Raw genomic sequence first — 15,994 nt, forward strand, 5'->3', positions numbered from 1 at the left:
GATAGGATTATGGCTTACAGTGAAAAAGTACTAGATCATTATGAAAACCCACGTAACGTCGGTAAATTTGACGATGGCGCTGAGGAAATTGGTACCGGTATGGTCGGTGCGCCAGCGTGCGGTGACGTGATGCGTCTACAGATCAAAGTCAACGAGCAAGGTGTTATTGAAGACGCCAAATTCAAAACGTATGGCTGTGGTTCAGCTATTGCGTCGAGCTCACTTTTAACGGAGTGGGTAAAAGGCAAGACGCTAGAAGAAGCAGAGCATATTAAAAATACTGAGATAGCTCAGGAGTTGGCTTTGCCGCCAGTGAAAATTCACTGTTCGGTATTGGCTGAAGATGCTATCAAAGCGGCGGTATCAGATTACCGCAAGAAAAAAGCTGCGCTTTGAGGCGCAGTGGGGAGAGGTAGATGCCAGTTTTAGTTAGCGGTGCAGCCGCCGGTCATATAAAACGGCAGATAGAGAGTCGTGGTCGTGGTTTGGGTATTCGTATTGGCGTGCGTACATCCGGCTGCTCAGGTATGGCTTATGTCCTTGAGTTTGTTGATGAGCCGCAAGCTGAGGACCAAGTTTTCGAGCGCGATGGCGCTGCAGTTTATATAGACCCCAAAAGCATGGTGTATTTAGATGGCACCGAGTTGGACTTCGTTAAAGAAGGCTTGAACGAAGGCTTGAAATTTAATAATCCTAATGTGTCGGCTGAGTGTGGCTGCGGTGAAAGTTTCACTGTTTAGTGGCCTCGCCGGCCGGTCATATTACTTGCTATGTCTGAATTTAACCCCCATGAAAACTACTTTTCTCTTTTGGCGGTACCACAGCGCTATGAGGTGAGTGTCCCTGATTTGACTCGCCGTTATCGGGAGCTTCAGCGCGATGCTCACCCAGATCGATTCGCTGGCGGGACTGAGCGAGAGCGCCTACAAGCTGTGCAATACTCCTCGCAAATTAATGAAGCATATGAAGCCTTGGTTTCACCTACCCGAAGAGCGGCTTATTTATTAAGTTTAGCTGGGGTGGAGAGCGATATGTCTTCAACTACCTTTCAAGACCCTGAGTTTTTAATGCAGCAAATGGAGCTCCGTGAAGAGTTGTCTGAGTTGCAGCAAGCGAGTGACCCTGAGTTAGCCTTAGACCAGTTTTACGGTGATATAGATACTGCTGCAGACCAGCAGAAACTGCGGTTCTCAGAGCAGTATACGCAGCGTCAATTCGACGATGCATTGGCGACATACGCCAAGTTACAGTTTTTGGAAAAATTACGTAGCGAAGCTGAATTAAAAGAGAGTGAATTACTCGATTATTAAGATAGGCGAAGATATCGCCGGGAGTCCATAGAACACTTATGTTGATGCAAATTTCAGAGCCAGGACAGACCCCAGAGCCGCACCAGCGTAAGTTGGGAATTGGCATTGACCTGGGGACCACCAATTCTTTGGTTGCCACTGTTCGCAATGGTCGTGCACAAACATTGGCGGATATTGATGGCGTACACCTACTGCCGTCAGTGGTGCACTATGGAGAAGGTGACAGCATAAGCGTGGGTGAATCGGCCCTTAAGGGTGCGACTAATGATCCTCACAATACTTTATTGTCTATAAAGCGTCTCATGGGGCGTTCATATAAAGATGTGATGGCAAGTGCGACAAGTAAAATGTCACCGTATGAGTTGCTTGATTTAGGTCAGGATATGGTGAAGGTGCACACCCAGGTGGGCGATGTTTCTCCGGTACAGGTGTCATCGGAAATTTTAAAAACCTTAGTTCAGCGCGCAGAGCAAACCCTTGGCGCTGAATTAACAGGGGTGGTGATTACCGTCCCGGCATATTTTGATGACGCGCAGCGTCAAGCCACTAAAGATGCGGCAAAAATAGCAGGCCTAAATGTTTTGCGCTTGCTCAATGAGCCCACCGCGGCGGCGGTCGCATACGGCCTTGATCAACAGGATGAGGTGGCGATAGCTGTTTTTGATTTGGGTGGCGGCACGTTTGATGTTTCCGTACTGCAATTAACGAAAGGGGTGTTTGAAGTTCTTGCTACTGGCGGGGACTCAGCCTTAGGTGGTGATGATTTTGATCATGCCATTGCACATTGGTTTGTTGCTGAGCACGAGCTGACAAATTTAGATGCGCATCAGCAACGTGCCCTGTTAACTGCGGCGCGACAAGCCAAAGAAGGCTTGTCTGATGTTGACGAGGTGGAGTTAGCATTGGCTGAGCTGTCGTCAACGCTAACGCGCGAGCAATTTAATACTTTAGTTGATCCCTTAATCGATACGGCAATTCGAGCCTGTAAACGGGCCTTGCGTGATGCGAAATTGCGCAGTGATGATATTCACAATGTGGTTATGGTGGGTGGTTCAACCCGCGTTCCCCGTGTGCGCGAGCGTGTTGCTGAATGGTTTGGGCGGGAGCCCTTGATAGATTTGGATCCGGATAAAGTTGTTGCCTTAGGGGCAGCTTTGCAAGCGGATCAGTTGGTTGGTAACCGCAGTGGCGACGAGATGTTGTTGTTGGATGTAATCCCGTTGTCACTGGGGATTGAAACCATGGGTGGATTAACGGAGAAAATTATCCACCGTAATACCACGATTCCTGTCGCAATGGCTCAGGAATTTACCACATTTAAAGATGGACAGGTTGGTATGGCAATCCATGTGGTGCAGGGGGAGCGTGAGTTGGTTGAAGATTGCCGTTCATTAGCCCGCTTTGAGCTACAAGGGATTCCGCCAATGGTGGCGGGTGCGGCGCGGATTAAAGTGACATTTCAAGTGGATGCTGACGGTCTTTTGCGAGTAACTGCGCGTGAAGAAAGCACTGGGTCTGAAAGTCGTATTGAAGTGAAGCCGGCTTATGGACTAAGTGATACCGATATTGCCGATATGCTGCAGGCATCATGGGCATCTGCGGTGGACGATAAAGAGGCGAGGGCATTAAGAGAGCAACAAGTAGAGGCTGAGGCTTTATTGCAAGCGTTGTCTGCTGCCCTGCTGCAAGACGGCGAGGCGATGTTGAGTGAGAGCGAGCAAAGTCAATTGCTAGCCAAGATGGAAGCTTTGCATCACGAGCGTGAAAATGGCACCACTGCGAGTATTGCTAAGCATATAGAAATTGTTGGTAAAGGCAGTGAAGTCTTTGCAGAGCGCCGTATGGATGCCAGTATTAATAAAGCACTTGCCGGTCGGCAAGTTGATGAAATTTAAGGAAGCCGAAATGCCACGCATTGTAGTATTACCCCATGAAGCACTTTGCCCTGAAGGTGAGGTTTTGGACGCGGTGTCAGGCGAGACGGTATGTGACGTCATGCTGGCTAATGGTATTGATATTGAGCATGCCTGTGAGAAGTCCTGTGCTTGTACCACTTGTCATGTAATTGTTAGAGAGGGGTTTCCGTCACTGGATGAGGCTGATGAGCTCGAAGAAGATATGTTGGATAAGGCATGGGGTCTTGAGCCAGAGTCGCGTCTGAGCTGTCAAGCCGTTGTTGGTGATGAAGATTTGGTTGTTGAAGTGCCACGATATACCATCAATATGGTGTCTGAGCGTCATTAATCGCAGATTATAGAAAAGGGTGTATTGATATGGAGCTTAAGTGGACGGATGTATTGGATATTGGTATCGAGCTTGCTGAAAAATATCCGGATACAGACCCTGTGCATATCAACTTTGTCGATTTGCGGGATAAAGTGATGGGCTTGGAGGGGTTTGCTGATGATCCTGCGCGCTGTGGGGAGAAGATTCTTGAAGCGATCCAGGCTGCGTGGATCGAAGAACAGGACTGATCGCGCTATTGCTGCCAATTTTCCGTGAGTTAGCTTGTTAGCATTGGATCAAAAGTGACACTTTCTGAGGTGATTCAAGAAACACTGATCAGAACTCGATGTCATACTGTCGCTCGCGTACCTATTTGAAGCTAATGCGCGTATAATTCGACGATTTTTCGTAATGGGCAAAATTCTTGCTCAGATTGTTTTTGATTTTTATATTTTGGAGAAAGACCGATGGGCGTTCAACGCACCCTTTCCATAGTTAAACCAGATGCCGTTAGCAAAAATGTTATTGGTGAAATTTACAGTCGTTTTGAAAAAGCAGGATTACGCATAGTTGCGGCGAAAATGTTGCGTTTAAGCCGTGAGCAGGCGGAAGGTTTTTATGCTGAGCATAAAGGTCGACCATTTTTCCCCGCTTTGGTTGATTTCATGACATCTGGACCTGTAACTGTACAGGTGCTTGAAGGCGAGGGTGCGGTATTACAGAATCGTGAGCTAATGGGGGCAACCAACCCCAAAGAAGCGGCTGCCGGCACTATCCGTGCTGATTTTGCTGAATCTATTGATGCTAATGCAGTCCATGGCTCTGATTCTGAAGAGTCAGCGGCGCGTGAAATAGCGTTCTTTTTCTCTACCAGTGAGTTGTGTGAGCGCGTTTAATCGCGTTTACGCTCATTGCGGGGCATGAAAATGGAAACAACGACAGCGACTGTTCAGCAAACCAAAGTTAATTTGCTTGGGATGTCGCGCAAAAAAATGGAAGAATATCTGACTTCCATTGGTGAAAAGCCTTTTCGTGCCCAGCAAATCCTCAAGTGGATACATCACTCGGGGGTTGATGATTTTGACGAGATGACGAATCTTGGCAAGCCCTTGCGCGCTAAGCTCCAGGAGCTTGCCGAAATCCGTCCTCCCAATGTGGTAAAACAATTAGACTCTACCGATGGAACCCGCAAGTGGGCTGTAGAAGTTGGTGGTAATAATCTGGTTGAAACTGTTCTGATTCCCGATGGCCAACGGGGCACCTTGTGTGTTTCGTCTCAAGTTGGCTGCAGTTTAGATTGTAGTTTTTGCGCTACCGGTAAACAGGGTTTCATGCGCGACTTAACAGCGTCTGAAATCATTGGTCAAGTTTGGTTGGCGATAAAATCTTTTGATGGATTTAACTCTGGTAATAAACGTATTGTTACCAATGTGGTCATGATGGGAATGGGCGAACCACTGCTCAATTTTAATAATGTAGTTGACGCGATGAGCTTAATGCTAGATGACTTTGGGTATGGTTTATCCAAGCGTCGGGTTACTTTAAGTACATCTGGCGTCGTGCCCATGCTGGATAAATTGGGCGACGTATCCACCGTTTCACTTGCTATTTCGTTGCACGCTCCAAATGATAGACTGCGAAATGAATTAGTGCCTATCAATAAGAAATACCCGATATCTGAATTACTTGCTGCTTGTCAGCGTTATATCGATAAGCAAGAAGATACGCATCGAGTAGTAACCATAGAATACACCTTAATTGCGGGCGTAAATGACGGTGTCGAGCACGCGAAAGAATTGGCGGAGGTGCTCCGTGATGTACCTTGTAAAATCAATTTGATTCCGTTTAACCCCTTTTCACTATCAAACTATAAACGCCCAAGTAAGAATGCGATTAATCGCTTCTGGTTAACCTTAACCGAGGCTGGTTACGTAACCACAGTACGGACGCCACGTGGTGATGATATTGATGCCGCCTGTGGTCAGTTGGCAGGACAAGTACAAGATCGCACTAAACGTAGCGCGCGCCATCGCCAACGTGCGGAGTTAGAGCAGCCTATTCGTTTGGTATAAATATTGGGAGCACACTGTATGTCGTTGTTGAGAATAAAAGGCATCAAGGTATTACCCTCTATTTTGGTGATGCTGGTAATAGGTGCGTCATTGTCCGCCTGTGTGACGACTAAAAGCGGTGGTTTTGCCTCTAAGACAGATGACGATAAGGCTTTTGAGACCTCATTACAGCTTGCCCGTAGTTACATTGCCAAAGGAAACTGGGATCAGGCTAAGCGTCATTTACAATATGTTGAAGCGGAAGATAAAAATAACCCAGAAACACTAGAGGCCTTAGCGCTGGTTTTTCAGAATACAGGTGAACTTGAGCTGGCAGAGCAATATTACCTCCGTTCAATTAGTTTGGCTCCCGGTGCATCGCGGGTACGAAATAATTATGCGGCGTTCCTTTATGCTCGTGGCCGCTACGAAGAAGCGGCAACACAGCTCGAAATTGTTGTTCAGGAACTATTGTATGAGCGTCGTGTTGAAGCATTTGTAAATTTGGGGCGCTGCTATATGCAGTTGAACGAATTAGCTAAAGCCGAAGATGCCTTTAAGCGTGCCTTCCTGATGCAAAATAACGACAGCAGCGTATTAATGTCACTGTCGGAAGTGTATTTTCGCATGGGGCGTTTTGCTGAATCTCAGCGTTATTACGACGCCTTTCGCGATAAAACCCCCAATCAATCCGCTGCTTCTTTATGGCTAGGAATACGCTTGGCGGATAAGTTTGATGATAAAAATACCCATGCCAGTTTTGCTTTGGCATTGAAAAATTTATACCCAAAATCTGAAGAATACCTGCTTTATAAAGCGTATATGCAGCAGGGTAATAACTAGGAATCCATTATGCCGGGAACGACACAGCTTTACCCCGGGCCTCCGGGTTCCGTATTGCACGATGCGCGAGTTAGCGCAGGTAAAACGGTATTAGAGACAGCCGAAGCGCTTAATTTATTGAATAGTTACGTCGAGGCGCTGGAAGAAAACGACTATTCTCGCTTTAATTCGCCACTGTTTGCGCGGGGTTATATTAAAAGTTACGCGCGTTACATGGGGCTTGATGAAGCGCCACTCTTACGTGATTGCGATCGAATTTGCCGACGCGAAGAGGAGAGTGTTCAGCGTCAGCATCTTCATGTTCAAAGTAAGGTACAAGCGCCAGGACATGCGGGATTTATTATCGCCTTAATAGCGGCGGTGATTGTTTGGGCGATATCTTGCTGGATATTTGATGGCAGTGAGTCTAAAGAATTATCAGTATCGGTATTGGATCAGCAATTACCTCCATTGCCTCTTTTGGCGAAAGCACCCTCGCTAGGTGAGGCGCTATTGTCTAGCGAATTTGTAAAGCCAGCTGAAGAGGTGATTTCTCCAGTACATGAAGGTACGCCTGCAAAGCTCAAATTTATTATTAGTGAAGATGTTTGGTTGGAATTGCGGGATGCAAACAATAATGCCGTCTTAAGTGGTGTGCAAACAAAGGGGCAGACACTATCTTTCAACGTTCTCAGTCCCGTCACTGTAAGCATGGCCTATTGGCCCGTCGTTACCATGTATTACAATGATCAATTAGTTGAAGTAAATGGCTTGGCAAATAGCAACGCAGTGCGTGTGCAAATAGGTGAATTATGAAAATGGCATCCCCGATAAAGCGTCGGGTTTCTCGGCAAATTCATATCGGTAATGTTGCAGTTGGTGGTGATGCACCAATTTCAGTACAAAGCATGACGAATACAGAAACCTGTGATGTGGCAGCAACCGTTGCTCAAATTCAGCGTTTAGAGGCCGCTTGTGCGGATATTGTCAGAGTGTCTGTGCCGAGTATGGAGGCAGCAGAGGCTTTTAGAGAGATTCGCAAGCAAGTGTCTGTTCCCTTGGTGGCAGATATTCACTTTGATCATAAAATTGCCTTAAAAGTGGCGGAATATGGCGTTGATTGCCTGCGTATAAATCCAGGTAATATTGGTCGTGAAGATCGGGTTAGGGCCGTAATTGATGCAGCTAAATATCATAATATTCCAATCCGTATTGGTGTAAATGCAGGCTCCCTAGAGAAAGAGTTGCAACGCAAATACGGCGAACCGACGCCAGAAGCATTGGTCGAATCAGCAATGCGCCATATCGATATTCTCGATAAACTCGATTTTCAAAACTTTAAGCTCAGTGTAAAAGCGTCTGATGTATTTATGGCTGTTGCGGCGTATCGACAGATTGCTAGCCAAATCGATCAGCCTCTTCATTTGGGGATTACCGAGGCAGGCGGTTTACGCGGCGGTACGGTGAAATCCTCAGTCGGCCTAGGTTTATTGTTGATGGATGGTATTGGCGATACGATTAGGGTTTCCCTTGCCGCCGACCCCGTTGAAGAAGTCAAAGTGGGTTATGAGATATTAAAGAGTCTCAAGCTGAGAACCAAAGGGATTAACTTTATTGCGTGCCCTAGCTGTTCTCGACAAAATTTTGATGTAATAAGTACGATGAATGAGTTGGAGTCGCGTCTAGATGACGTTACCACCCCTCTTGATGTGGCCGTTATTGGTTGTATCGTAAACGGTCCAGGTGAAGCAAAAGAGGCAGAGATTGGCTTAACTGGCGGCACGCCAAATAATCTCGTTTACGTAGCAGGAAAACCTGATCATAAAGTAAAAAATGATGTATTGATCGACCATCTTGAAACGTTGATTCGTGAAAAGGTCGCTCTCAAGCAGGAGCAAGAAAAAGACCTTATTGCGCGCAGCTAGGTATTTTCTCATTCTAAATTAAGTTTGGTTGATAGGAATTAGTTTTGGCACGAATACAATCCATCCGCGGCATGAATGACATTCTGCCCACTGAAACCCCGTTGTGGCAGTATTTAGAAGCGCGTGTACGTGATGTACTGAGCCGCTACGGTTACAGCGAAATTCGCTTCCCAATAGTCGAGCATACCGAACTGTTTAAACGTTCTATTGGCGAAGTTACCGATATTGTAGAAAAGGAAATGTACACCTTTGAAGACCGCAACAGTGATAGTTTAACGTTGCGTCCTGAGGGCACGGCGAGCTGCGTTCGCGCCTGTGATCAAAATGGATTGTTGCACAATCAAATTCAGAGACTGTGGTATACCGGGCCGATGTTTCGTCATGAGCGTCCTCAAAAGGGTCGGTTGCGTCAGTTTCATCAAATTGGTGTCGAAACCTTTGGGATGCTTGGGCCTGATATCGATGCTGAGTTAATTTTACTTACGGCCAGGCTTTGGCGTGATCTTGGTATTAGCGATGCTTTGACTCTTGAGCTAAATAGTATTGGTAATGCTGAGTCTAGAGCGAATTATAGGCAGGCGCTAGTCAACTATTTGTCTGGTTTTATGGACGAGCTAGATGAAGATAGCAAACGTCGTTTAAACAGTAATCCGTTGCGGATTCTTGATAGCAAAGATCCAAAAACACGAGCGCTATTAGCGGATGCGCCTGTGCTGAGTGATTACCTAGATGATGTTTCAAAGCAGCATTTTGACGGTTTATGTGCGAGATTAGATGCGGTCGGCATTCCTTACAGACTCAACCCTCAATTGGTTAGAGGGCTGGATTATTACGGCTTAACAGTGTTTGAATGGACAACTGATAAATTGGGTGCTCAGGGTACGGTATGTGCTGGTGGTCGCTATGATGGTTTGGTGGAGCAATTAGGTGGAAAACCAACGCCCGCGGTTGGCTTTGCTATGGGCATTGAACGTTTGGTGTTGATGTTAGAGACCTTGCAAGTGACGCCAAAGGAGCACACACAGGCAGATATTTTTATTGTGTCTATGGGTGAGCAAGCAGATATAGCGGCTTTAAAAATTGGTGAGCAGTTACGAAATACGCTACCAGCGCAAAAAGTGGTTATTAACTGCGGCGGTGGCAGTTTTAAGAGTCAGTTTAAAAAAGCAGATAAATCCGGTGCGTCCATTGCTGTCGTTTTAGGTGAAGATGAGCTTCAACGTGGTGAAGCGGCCGTGAAGCCTCTACGGGCTGGGCAGGGTGAACAACAGTTTGTCGCGCTGACTGAATTGGTTAATCATATTTCAAAAAATTATTTTTAAACGCGACTAGACAAGTCGAAGAGGAAGGTTAGTGGAAACGTATCGTACAGAAGAAGAGCAAATCGAAGCTATAAAAAAATGGTGGCAGGAAAATGGCAAATCGACCGTCTTTGGTATTGCCCTCGCGTTAGCTATCGTTTTTGGCTGGAAAGGGTGGCAGGGGCATCAGCTAGATCAGGCGCAAGAAGCATCTGCAATATTTGATAATTTATTGATTGCGGATTCAGCAGTACAACGTGATGGCACGAGCTTGAATACCGCCCAGCACTTGGCAGATACCTTAAAAGACCGTTTTGCGGGCCTAAGTTATGGGCAATTTGCCGGATTATATAAAGCGAAATATGCTGTTAATGCCGATGATTATGAGGCGGCGGTTGCTGAACTTGAGTGGGTGTTGGATCAAGGCCCAAGTCAATCAATTAAGGCACAGGCCGAAATGCATTTGGCGCAAGTTTTGTACGCGACTGAAGAGTACGATCAAGCAAAAACGTATTTAAGTTCTTTAGCAAACACGGGTTACGCGCCGGATGCTGCAGAGCTAGAGGGTGATATTGCGTTCGCCCAAAATGATAAAACGGCTGCCTTAGCCGCTTACCAGCGTGCTCGTCAACTGGCGCGTGAACAGGAAGCACCGGTGAATAACCCGATGCTTGAAATGAAGATAAATGACTTGTCTGCCGCGGCTGTCGAAGGGGCTGAGTAATGAAGTTTGTTTCTGTAATAAGTATGGTGTTGGCAAGTGCGTTACTGGTGGCGTGTGCTTCAGAGCCTACTAGCCGTGAGCCGGCCAATTTAACAAGTTTTGATGCAGAGAAAAAATTAAAGAAAGAGTGGTCCTATTCCCTTGGTGACGGCCAAGCAGAAGCTTATCACCGCATTGCACCTACCGTTGATGGTGATGAAATTTTTATTGCCTCGTCAGACGGTAAGATCGCTGCCCTTAACAAATCGAATGGTAAGAAAGTTTGGAAAAAATCTTACGATTTACGTATTTCTGGTGGTGTTGGGGTCTCAAGTACCTTCTTGTTTGTTGGCACCTCAGATGGTGAAGTCGTTGCGATAGACCGAATTTCTGGTGATATTGTATGGCGTGTTTCGCTTAACAGCGAGGTACTTTCAGCACCTCAAAGTAATGGTTCAGTCGTGGTCGTGCAAACTTATAGCGGTGAAGTGCGTGGGCTTAATTTTGCTGATGGCGAGCAATTATGGAGTTACTCCTCGCAATTGCCACGCTTGACTATGCGCGGCACAAGTACGCCAACAGTGGTTTCAGATATTGCAATGATAGGGTTTGCTAACGGCCACGTTATTGCCTTTGATATTGAAAACGGTTCTCAGCTTTGGGATCAGCGTATTTCTGTGCCTCAGGGAAGTACAGAAATTGAGCGATTAGTAGATGTGGATGGCCGTTTACGGGTCATGGAAGATGGCCAAACCGTCGTGGCGACAGCTTATCAAGGCCAAGTAATGGCGATTGATATTCGCAGTGGCCGCCCGCTGTGGGTAAAAGAGGCGTCTAGTTATGTTGGCGCTGCTGATAGTTTGGGTAAAGTATATATTGTGTCTGCTGATGGTAGCGTGAATGCAATTGATGATAATGGCCAGGGTGCACTTTGGACCCAAACTGTATTGGCTCGCCGTGAACTGACTGAGCCTGTGGTATTTATCGATACTATTGGTGTTGGTGATTTTGAAGGATATCTACACTTACTCGCTCGGGAAGATGGTCGCCTAGTCGCGCGTACCCGTGTTGACAGTGATGGACTGCGCGCCCCAATGATTGCTGACGAGAAACTGCTATACGTTTATGGGAATAGCGGCAAATTAGTGGCTTATAAGCTACAAGATCGTTGAGTATTACTATTGTTATTCAGCCGTGCGCTGATCAGAGTTAAATAGAATTATGGTTCCTGTTATTGCCTTGGTAGGCCGACCTAATGTCGGAAAATCAACTCTGTTCAATCGGCTGACAAAAAGTCGCGATGCCTTAGTGGCGAATTTCCCAGGACTAACTCGCGATCGAAAATATGGCGAGGCCAACCACAATAAACGCCGTTATATTGTTATTGATACCGGCGGTGTTAATGGCGATGAAGTGGGTATTGATGGCCCCATGGCACAGCAGTCCATGTTGGCAATTGATGAAGCTGATGTGGTTTTACTCATGCTAGATGCTAAAGCGGGATTAATGCCGGCAGATGAAGGCTTAATTAAGCATTTACGCAGCTGCTCCAAGCCTGTGTTTTTTGTTGCTAACAAAGTTGATGGTACTGATGCCGAAGTCGCTAAGGCAGAATTTTACAAAACTGGCGCCGCGAAAATTTACCCACTGACTGCAACACAAGGTAAGGGGGTCAGAATATTAATGGATGATGTGCTTGCTGAATTTCCTCAAGAGGATGAAGACAAGCAAGCATCGCTGGCTACGGGTAAAAAAATTGCCGTAGTTGGGCGGCCAAATGTAGGAAAATCTACATTAGTAAATAGAATGCTAGGTGAAGACCGAGTAGTGGTATACGACGAGCCCGGCACGACACGGGATAGTGTTTATATAAATTATGAGCGTGAAGGCGAAGCCTACACCTTGATAGATACTGCAGGTATTCGTAAGCGTAAGCATATATCTGAGACCGTTGAAAAGTTTTCCATTGTGAAAACCTTGAAAGCCATCGACGACGCCAATGTGGTTATTCTAGTCATGGATGGCCGGGAAAGTATTGTTGATCAAGATTTGCATTTGCTTGGACAAGTTGTCGATTCTGGGCGGGCTGTAGTTGTAGCCATTAATAAATGGGACGGGCTGACAACAGAGCAAAAAGATCATATAAAGAAAGAATTGGATCGGCGCTTACAATTTATCGATTTTGCCGAAATTCACTTTATCTCTGCCTTGCATGGCACAGGTGTTGGGCATTTGTACGAGTCTGTTGAAAAGGCGTATGAATCAGCAACAAGACAGTTACAAACACGAATGCTAACAACGATTTTGGAGGGTGCTGTACACGATCACTCGCCACCGATGATAAATGGCCGTCGTATCAAGTTGCGTTACGCTCATCCGGGCGGACAAAATCCTCCGATTATTGTTATTCATGGTAACCAGACTGAAAAAGTACCTAATAGCTACACGCGGTATTTAGAGAAGGTTTTTCGTCGTGAATTAAACATGATGGGTACGCCCATTAAAATTGAATTTAAAACCTCGGAAAACCCTTTTGAAGGAAAGAAAAATGAGCTTAGCAAGCGTCAAATTGAACGCAAGCAACGCCTAATGCGTTTTGCTAAGGCAAAAACAGCGAGAAAGAAAAAATAATGAATAAGCGCTGAGTTGTATGCTGGGGTATAGCCTTCATTCACTACTATTTCTGTTTACGTAATGTCTCTACCAATTTCGGAAAGCAAAAAACCTGATCTAGATAAGCCTGAACATATTGCCACGTTTGTTGAGGCTTTCTATGCCCGTCTTCTAAAAGATGAAACGTTAGCGCCCCTGTTTACCGATGTGGCCGCCATAAATATTCGCGAGCATTTTCCGAGGATAGAAGCATACTGGCAGAAGCTGTTACTCGGGGATAGACAGTATCAGCGACATACAATGAACATTCATCGCCAACTTGACGCCAAGCAACGCTTAACAGCGGAAAATTTTGATCAATGGTTGATGTATTTTATTGAAGCTGCGGATAGTGGCTTTGCTGGTGAAAATACCGAAAAGGCGAAACGAATAGCCACGGTGATCGCTGGCAACATGCGTAAGTCATTACAGATTGAGAAAAATAGCGACTAATCCTGCCTCACAATTTTATATTAGGCGTGTCCTTGTATTGAAAGCCTAAGTTTCCTTCTTTTACTTTCCCTGGTTCTAACTTTTAAGCTTGACCCCATCCATATGGGGGGTGTTGAACAAACCTAGCTTGGTTAAGCTAAGCAAAATTATTCCCATAAATTAAAATAACAGGATATTAATTATGCTTTTAAATGGCAAAGTGGTCATCGTGTCAGGTATTGGCCCTGGGCTCGGGCAAGAGCTCGCGGTAGAAGCCGCTAAACAAGGTGCGTCAGTGGCAATGTGCGCACGAACAATGAGTAAGCTAGATCAGGCAGAGGCCGCAATTGCTGCTTTAGATTTAGGAATCGAGGTGCTCAAGGTTGCTACAGATATTAGTGATCGAGAGCAGTGTGCAAACTTGGTTACGCAAACAGTAGCGCGTTTTGGTCGTATCGATGTACTCTTCAATAGTGCGTATAACCCAGGTGAGTTTGGTCCCATAGAGTCTGCTAATTTAGATAGTTGGCGAGCGGCAATGGATGTGAATTTATTCGGCACGATGGCACTGACGCTGGAAGCTATACCACAAATGAAAAAGCAAGGTAGTGGCGCGATAGTCATGATTAATACCATGGTAACTCGCAAGCCACTTCATACGCAGGGAGGTTATGGGGCATCAAAGGCAGCTTTAGCCAATGCAACCTCACATTTAGCCTTAGAGCTTGGGCGTTACAATATCCGTGTTAACTCAGCGTATATGGGGTGGATGTGGGGCCCTGCGGTGGAAGGATACTTGCAAATGAATGCCAGTGCAGGAGGCCCTAGTGTCACGGAGCAAGCGGCAGTAATATCAAAAAATATCCCTATTGGTCATATTCCAGATGATGCCGATTGTGCGAAAGCCGCGATATTTTTGGGCTCTGATTATGCTTGCGCTATTACCGGCGCCGCTTTAGATGTCAATGGTGGCGAGTATTTGCCACATTGATGGTTGCTCTGCCAGCAAATGTGATTTGACCGACCAGTCTGCTTTTATTCTTTTACATTACTTGAATACGCTATTAAGTCATTTCAACTCAATAGCGTATTGAATAACCTAGCGGCTGTTATTCAACAGCCTTTTTCGCTACGGCTTTCTTAGCTGGCGTTTTTTTGGCGACAGCTTTTTTAGCCGCGGCCTTCTTCGCTGGGGCTTTCTTAATCGCTGTGGTCTTTGCAGCCACTTTTTTAGCAGTGGTTTTTTTCACTGCCGCTTTTTTGGCTGTAACTTTACTTTTGGAATCGAATTTTTTAGCGGCCTCTTGTGCGGCTTTAGCCATGGCTTTGGCATGCTGATAATCGGCCTTTAGTTCAGTAAGCTGATTTTTGGCCATAATCATCACCGCCTTAGCATCTAACTCGAGCTCTTTGGCGCTATCAACGGCAGAGTGGGCTCGATCCACTTGCTTTTGGATACGGCTGTCCATTTTGGCTTTGGCTTTTTTCTGTAAATCACTGAGCTTAGTTTGTTCGGTTTTTAATTTGTCTTTGGCGCGTTCCGCTTGAGCTTTTGCTTTATCAATGGCTTTGTGGGCATCGGCTATTAAGCGATCACGTAGTATTTCAACTTTTGATTCTAATGATTCCATTTCCTTGCGGATCAATGCGACCGGATCCATTTTTTTATTTGTCATATCAGCGAGCCTCAGTAAAGGTGATTTGTCATTAATCGACGAACTTCACTACAAGTAACCTTCATAACATAGCAAATTTTGCGATAATGCACAGTTAAACTTGAGCGTAAAGGGGCTAATAATGGATAAAGCACAAAGTGATGCGATAGAGGCGGCAGTTTTTCGTCGATTATTATCGCATTTGGATCAGCGAAAAGATGTTCAAAATATAGACCTTATGAACCTTGCCGGCTTTTGTCGAAACTGTCTGTCAAAATGGTATGTTGCGGCAGCAGAACAAGAGGGTGTTGGAGTCGAATACGAGGCCGCTCGGGAGCGGGTGTATGGTATGCCCTACCCACAATGGAAAGCTGAGTTTCAGGCAGAGGCGAGTGCAGAGCAGCTTGCTAGTTTTACAAAAAATAAGCCACAAGAATAAGGTGTTAAATTAACCTTAGTGCGGCCTTAAAGGCCGCCATTGGGAATAAATCTATTGTCGGTGTTATTGCGAATCCAAAGTAATAATTCCCGGTCTAATTTTTCGCCGCGTTTGCGCAAAACCTTGTTGAGCCAAATGGCGGGCGATTCTTTACCAGCATCCCAACCGTCAATTAACTTCTCTGCCTTGGTAAAAAAACGTATCAAGGCAATAATATCGTCATTGCTTAGCTCCACGGCAGCGTCTTGCCACTGTTGTTGAGGAAGGCGCATAACAACACTGTATTTTTGTTGTTCTTCAGTAGTAAAGGGGGTTGGCAATGCATCTAGGCGGTCTTCCGTACTAATTGTAATACAGCGTTTCAGCCACTCTTGGTCTATTGTCATAGTGGTTTTTTCTGTTTCAGGAATCCAGCTACCGATTGTCATTTTTAAAACTCATATTGCATACAGTGCAGGCATTATAGCGCACATTGCTA

The 15,994-nt window shown here is 45.8% G+C and carries 20 protein-coding genes; 18 read left to right on the top strand and 2 right to left on the bottom strand.

The features are described from left to right. Positions 1-9 precede the first annotated feature (9 nt). The 17 genes from iscU to AELLOGFF_RS05450 all read left to right on the top strand — a co-directional run bounded on the left by iscU (position 10) and on the right by AELLOGFF_RS05450 (position 14,413). Complete coding sequence (gene iscU / locus AELLOGFF_RS05370) at positions 10-396, top strand: Fe-S cluster assembly scaffold IscU (protein WP_159267716.1); 387 nt, start codon at positions 10-12, stop codon at positions 394-396. Positions 397-416: 20 nt separating this feature from the next. Continuing rightward, positions 417-740, top strand: a complete 324-nt coding sequence (gene iscA, locus AELLOGFF_RS05375) for an iron-sulfur cluster assembly protein IscA (RefSeq protein WP_159267717.1) — start codon at positions 417-419, stop codon at positions 738-740. 30 nt (positions 741-770) lie between these two features. Then, entirely contained in the window at positions 771-1,310 is a 540-nt protein-coding gene (hscB, locus tag AELLOGFF_RS05380) for a Fe-S protein assembly co-chaperone HscB (RefSeq protein ID WP_159267718.1), read from the top strand. Positions 1,311-1,348: 38 nt separating this feature from the next. Continuing rightward, the gene (hscA, locus tag AELLOGFF_RS05385) at positions 1,349-3,205 is read left to right on the top strand and encodes a Fe-S protein assembly chaperone HscA (RefSeq protein WP_159267719.1); all 1,857 of its coding nucleotides are present in this window, start codon (positions 1,349-1,351) and stop codon (positions 3,203-3,205) included. Between the two features lie 10 nt (positions 3,206-3,215). Then, the gene (gene fdx / locus AELLOGFF_RS05390) at positions 3,216-3,554 is read left to right on the top strand and encodes an ISC system 2Fe-2S type ferredoxin (RefSeq protein WP_159267720.1); all 339 of its coding nucleotides are present in this window, start codon (positions 3,216-3,218) and stop codon (positions 3,552-3,554) included. A gap of 29 nt (positions 3,555-3,583) precedes the next feature. Further along, positions 3,584-3,784 carry a Fe-S cluster assembly protein IscX gene (iscX, locus tag AELLOGFF_RS05395; protein ID WP_159267721.1) on the top strand — a complete coding sequence of 67 codons (201 nt, stop codon included), beginning with the start codon at positions 3,584-3,586 and terminating at the stop codon, positions 3,782-3,784. Between the two features lie 219 nt (positions 3,785-4,003). Continuing rightward, the gene (ndk, locus tag AELLOGFF_RS05400; protein ID WP_159267722.1) at positions 4,004-4,432 is read left to right on the top strand and encodes a nucleoside-diphosphate kinase; all 429 of its coding nucleotides are present in this window, start codon (positions 4,004-4,006) and stop codon (positions 4,430-4,432) included. A gap of 30 nt (positions 4,433-4,462) precedes the next feature. Beyond that, the gene (gene rlmN / locus AELLOGFF_RS05405) at positions 4,463-5,608 is read left to right on the top strand and encodes a 23S rRNA (adenine(2503)-C(2))-methyltransferase RlmN (protein WP_159267723.1); all 1,146 of its coding nucleotides are present in this window, start codon (positions 4,463-4,465) and stop codon (positions 5,606-5,608) included. An 18-nt stretch (positions 5,609-5,626) separates the two neighbouring features. After that, a complete protein-coding gene (gene pilW, locus AELLOGFF_RS05410; RefSeq protein ID WP_159267724.1) occupies positions 5,627-6,430 on the top strand; it encodes a type IV pilus biogenesis/stability protein PilW in 804 nt (267 codons plus the stop codon). A gap of 9 nt (positions 6,431-6,439) precedes the next feature. Then, positions 6,440-7,225, top strand: coding sequence for a helix-turn-helix domain-containing protein (locus AELLOGFF_RS05415; RefSeq protein WP_159267725.1), 786 nt, complete (start codon positions 6,440-6,442; stop codon positions 7,223-7,225). After that, positions 7,222-8,334, top strand: a complete 1,113-nt coding sequence (gene ispG / locus AELLOGFF_RS05420; protein ID WP_159267726.1) for a flavodoxin-dependent (E)-4-hydroxy-3-methylbut-2-enyl-diphosphate synthase — start codon at positions 7,222-7,224, stop codon at positions 8,332-8,334. Before AELLOGFF_RS05415 ends, ispG begins: the two co-directional genes overlap by 4 nt. A 44-nt stretch (positions 8,335-8,378) precedes the next feature. After that, on the top strand, positions 8,379-9,656 hold the full coding sequence (gene hisS, locus AELLOGFF_RS05425) for a histidine--tRNA ligase (protein WP_159267727.1): 1,278 nt from the start codon (positions 8,379-8,381) through the stop codon (positions 9,654-9,656). Positions 9,657-9,687: 31 nt separating this feature from the next. Continuing rightward, positions 9,688-10,359, top strand: a complete 672-nt coding sequence (locus tag AELLOGFF_RS05430; protein WP_159267728.1) for a YfgM family protein — start codon at positions 9,688-9,690, stop codon at positions 10,357-10,359. Continuing rightward, positions 10,359-11,510, top strand: coding sequence for an outer membrane protein assembly factor BamB (bamB, locus tag AELLOGFF_RS05435; RefSeq protein WP_159267729.1), 1,152 nt, complete (start codon positions 10,359-10,361; stop codon positions 11,508-11,510). The genes AELLOGFF_RS05430 and bamB overlap by 1 nt, the downstream gene beginning before the upstream one ends. Before the next feature lie 49 nt (positions 11,511-11,559). After that, positions 11,560-12,969 (top strand): ribosome biogenesis GTPase Der, encoded by a 1,410-nt coding sequence (gene der, locus AELLOGFF_RS05440; RefSeq protein ID WP_159267730.1) that lies wholly within the window; start codon positions 11,560-11,562, stop codon positions 12,967-12,969. Positions 12,970-13,032: 63 nt separating this feature from the next. Continuing rightward, positions 13,033-13,443 (top strand): group III truncated hemoglobin, encoded by a 411-nt coding sequence (locus AELLOGFF_RS05445; RefSeq protein ID WP_159267731.1) that lies wholly within the window; start codon positions 13,033-13,035, stop codon positions 13,441-13,443. A 181-nt stretch (positions 13,444-13,624) separates the two neighbouring features. Further along, positions 13,625-14,413, top strand: coding sequence for an SDR family oxidoreductase (locus tag AELLOGFF_RS05450; protein WP_159267732.1), 789 nt, complete (start codon positions 13,625-13,627; stop codon positions 14,411-14,413). A gap of 118 nt (positions 14,414-14,531) precedes the next feature. Here AELLOGFF_RS05450 and AELLOGFF_RS05455 read toward each other — a convergent pair whose 3' ends face one another. Then, a complete protein-coding gene (locus tag AELLOGFF_RS05455) occupies positions 14,532-15,098 on the bottom strand; it encodes a hypothetical protein (protein WP_159267733.1) in 567 nt (188 codons plus the stop codon). A gap of 121 nt (positions 15,099-15,219) precedes the next feature. Here AELLOGFF_RS05455 and AELLOGFF_RS05460 point away from each other — a divergent pair, with 121 nt between their 5' ends. Then, positions 15,220-15,516, top strand: a complete 297-nt coding sequence (locus AELLOGFF_RS05460) for a DUF1244 domain-containing protein (protein ID WP_159267734.1) — start codon at positions 15,220-15,222, stop codon at positions 15,514-15,516. Between the two features lie 26 nt (positions 15,517-15,542). Here the strand turns inward: AELLOGFF_RS05460 and AELLOGFF_RS05465 are convergent, their stop codons facing one another. Next, complete coding sequence (locus tag AELLOGFF_RS05465) at positions 15,543-15,944, bottom strand: hypothetical protein (RefSeq protein WP_159267735.1); 402 nt, start codon at positions 15,942-15,944, stop codon at positions 15,543-15,545. Between the last annotated feature and the right edge of the window lie 50 nt (positions 15,945-15,994).

This window comes from Zhongshania aliphaticivorans (assembly GCF_902705875.1).
GTDB classification, from domain to species: domain Bacteria; phylum Pseudomonadota; class Gammaproteobacteria; order Pseudomonadales; family Spongiibacteraceae; genus Spongiibacter; species Spongiibacter aliphaticivorans_A.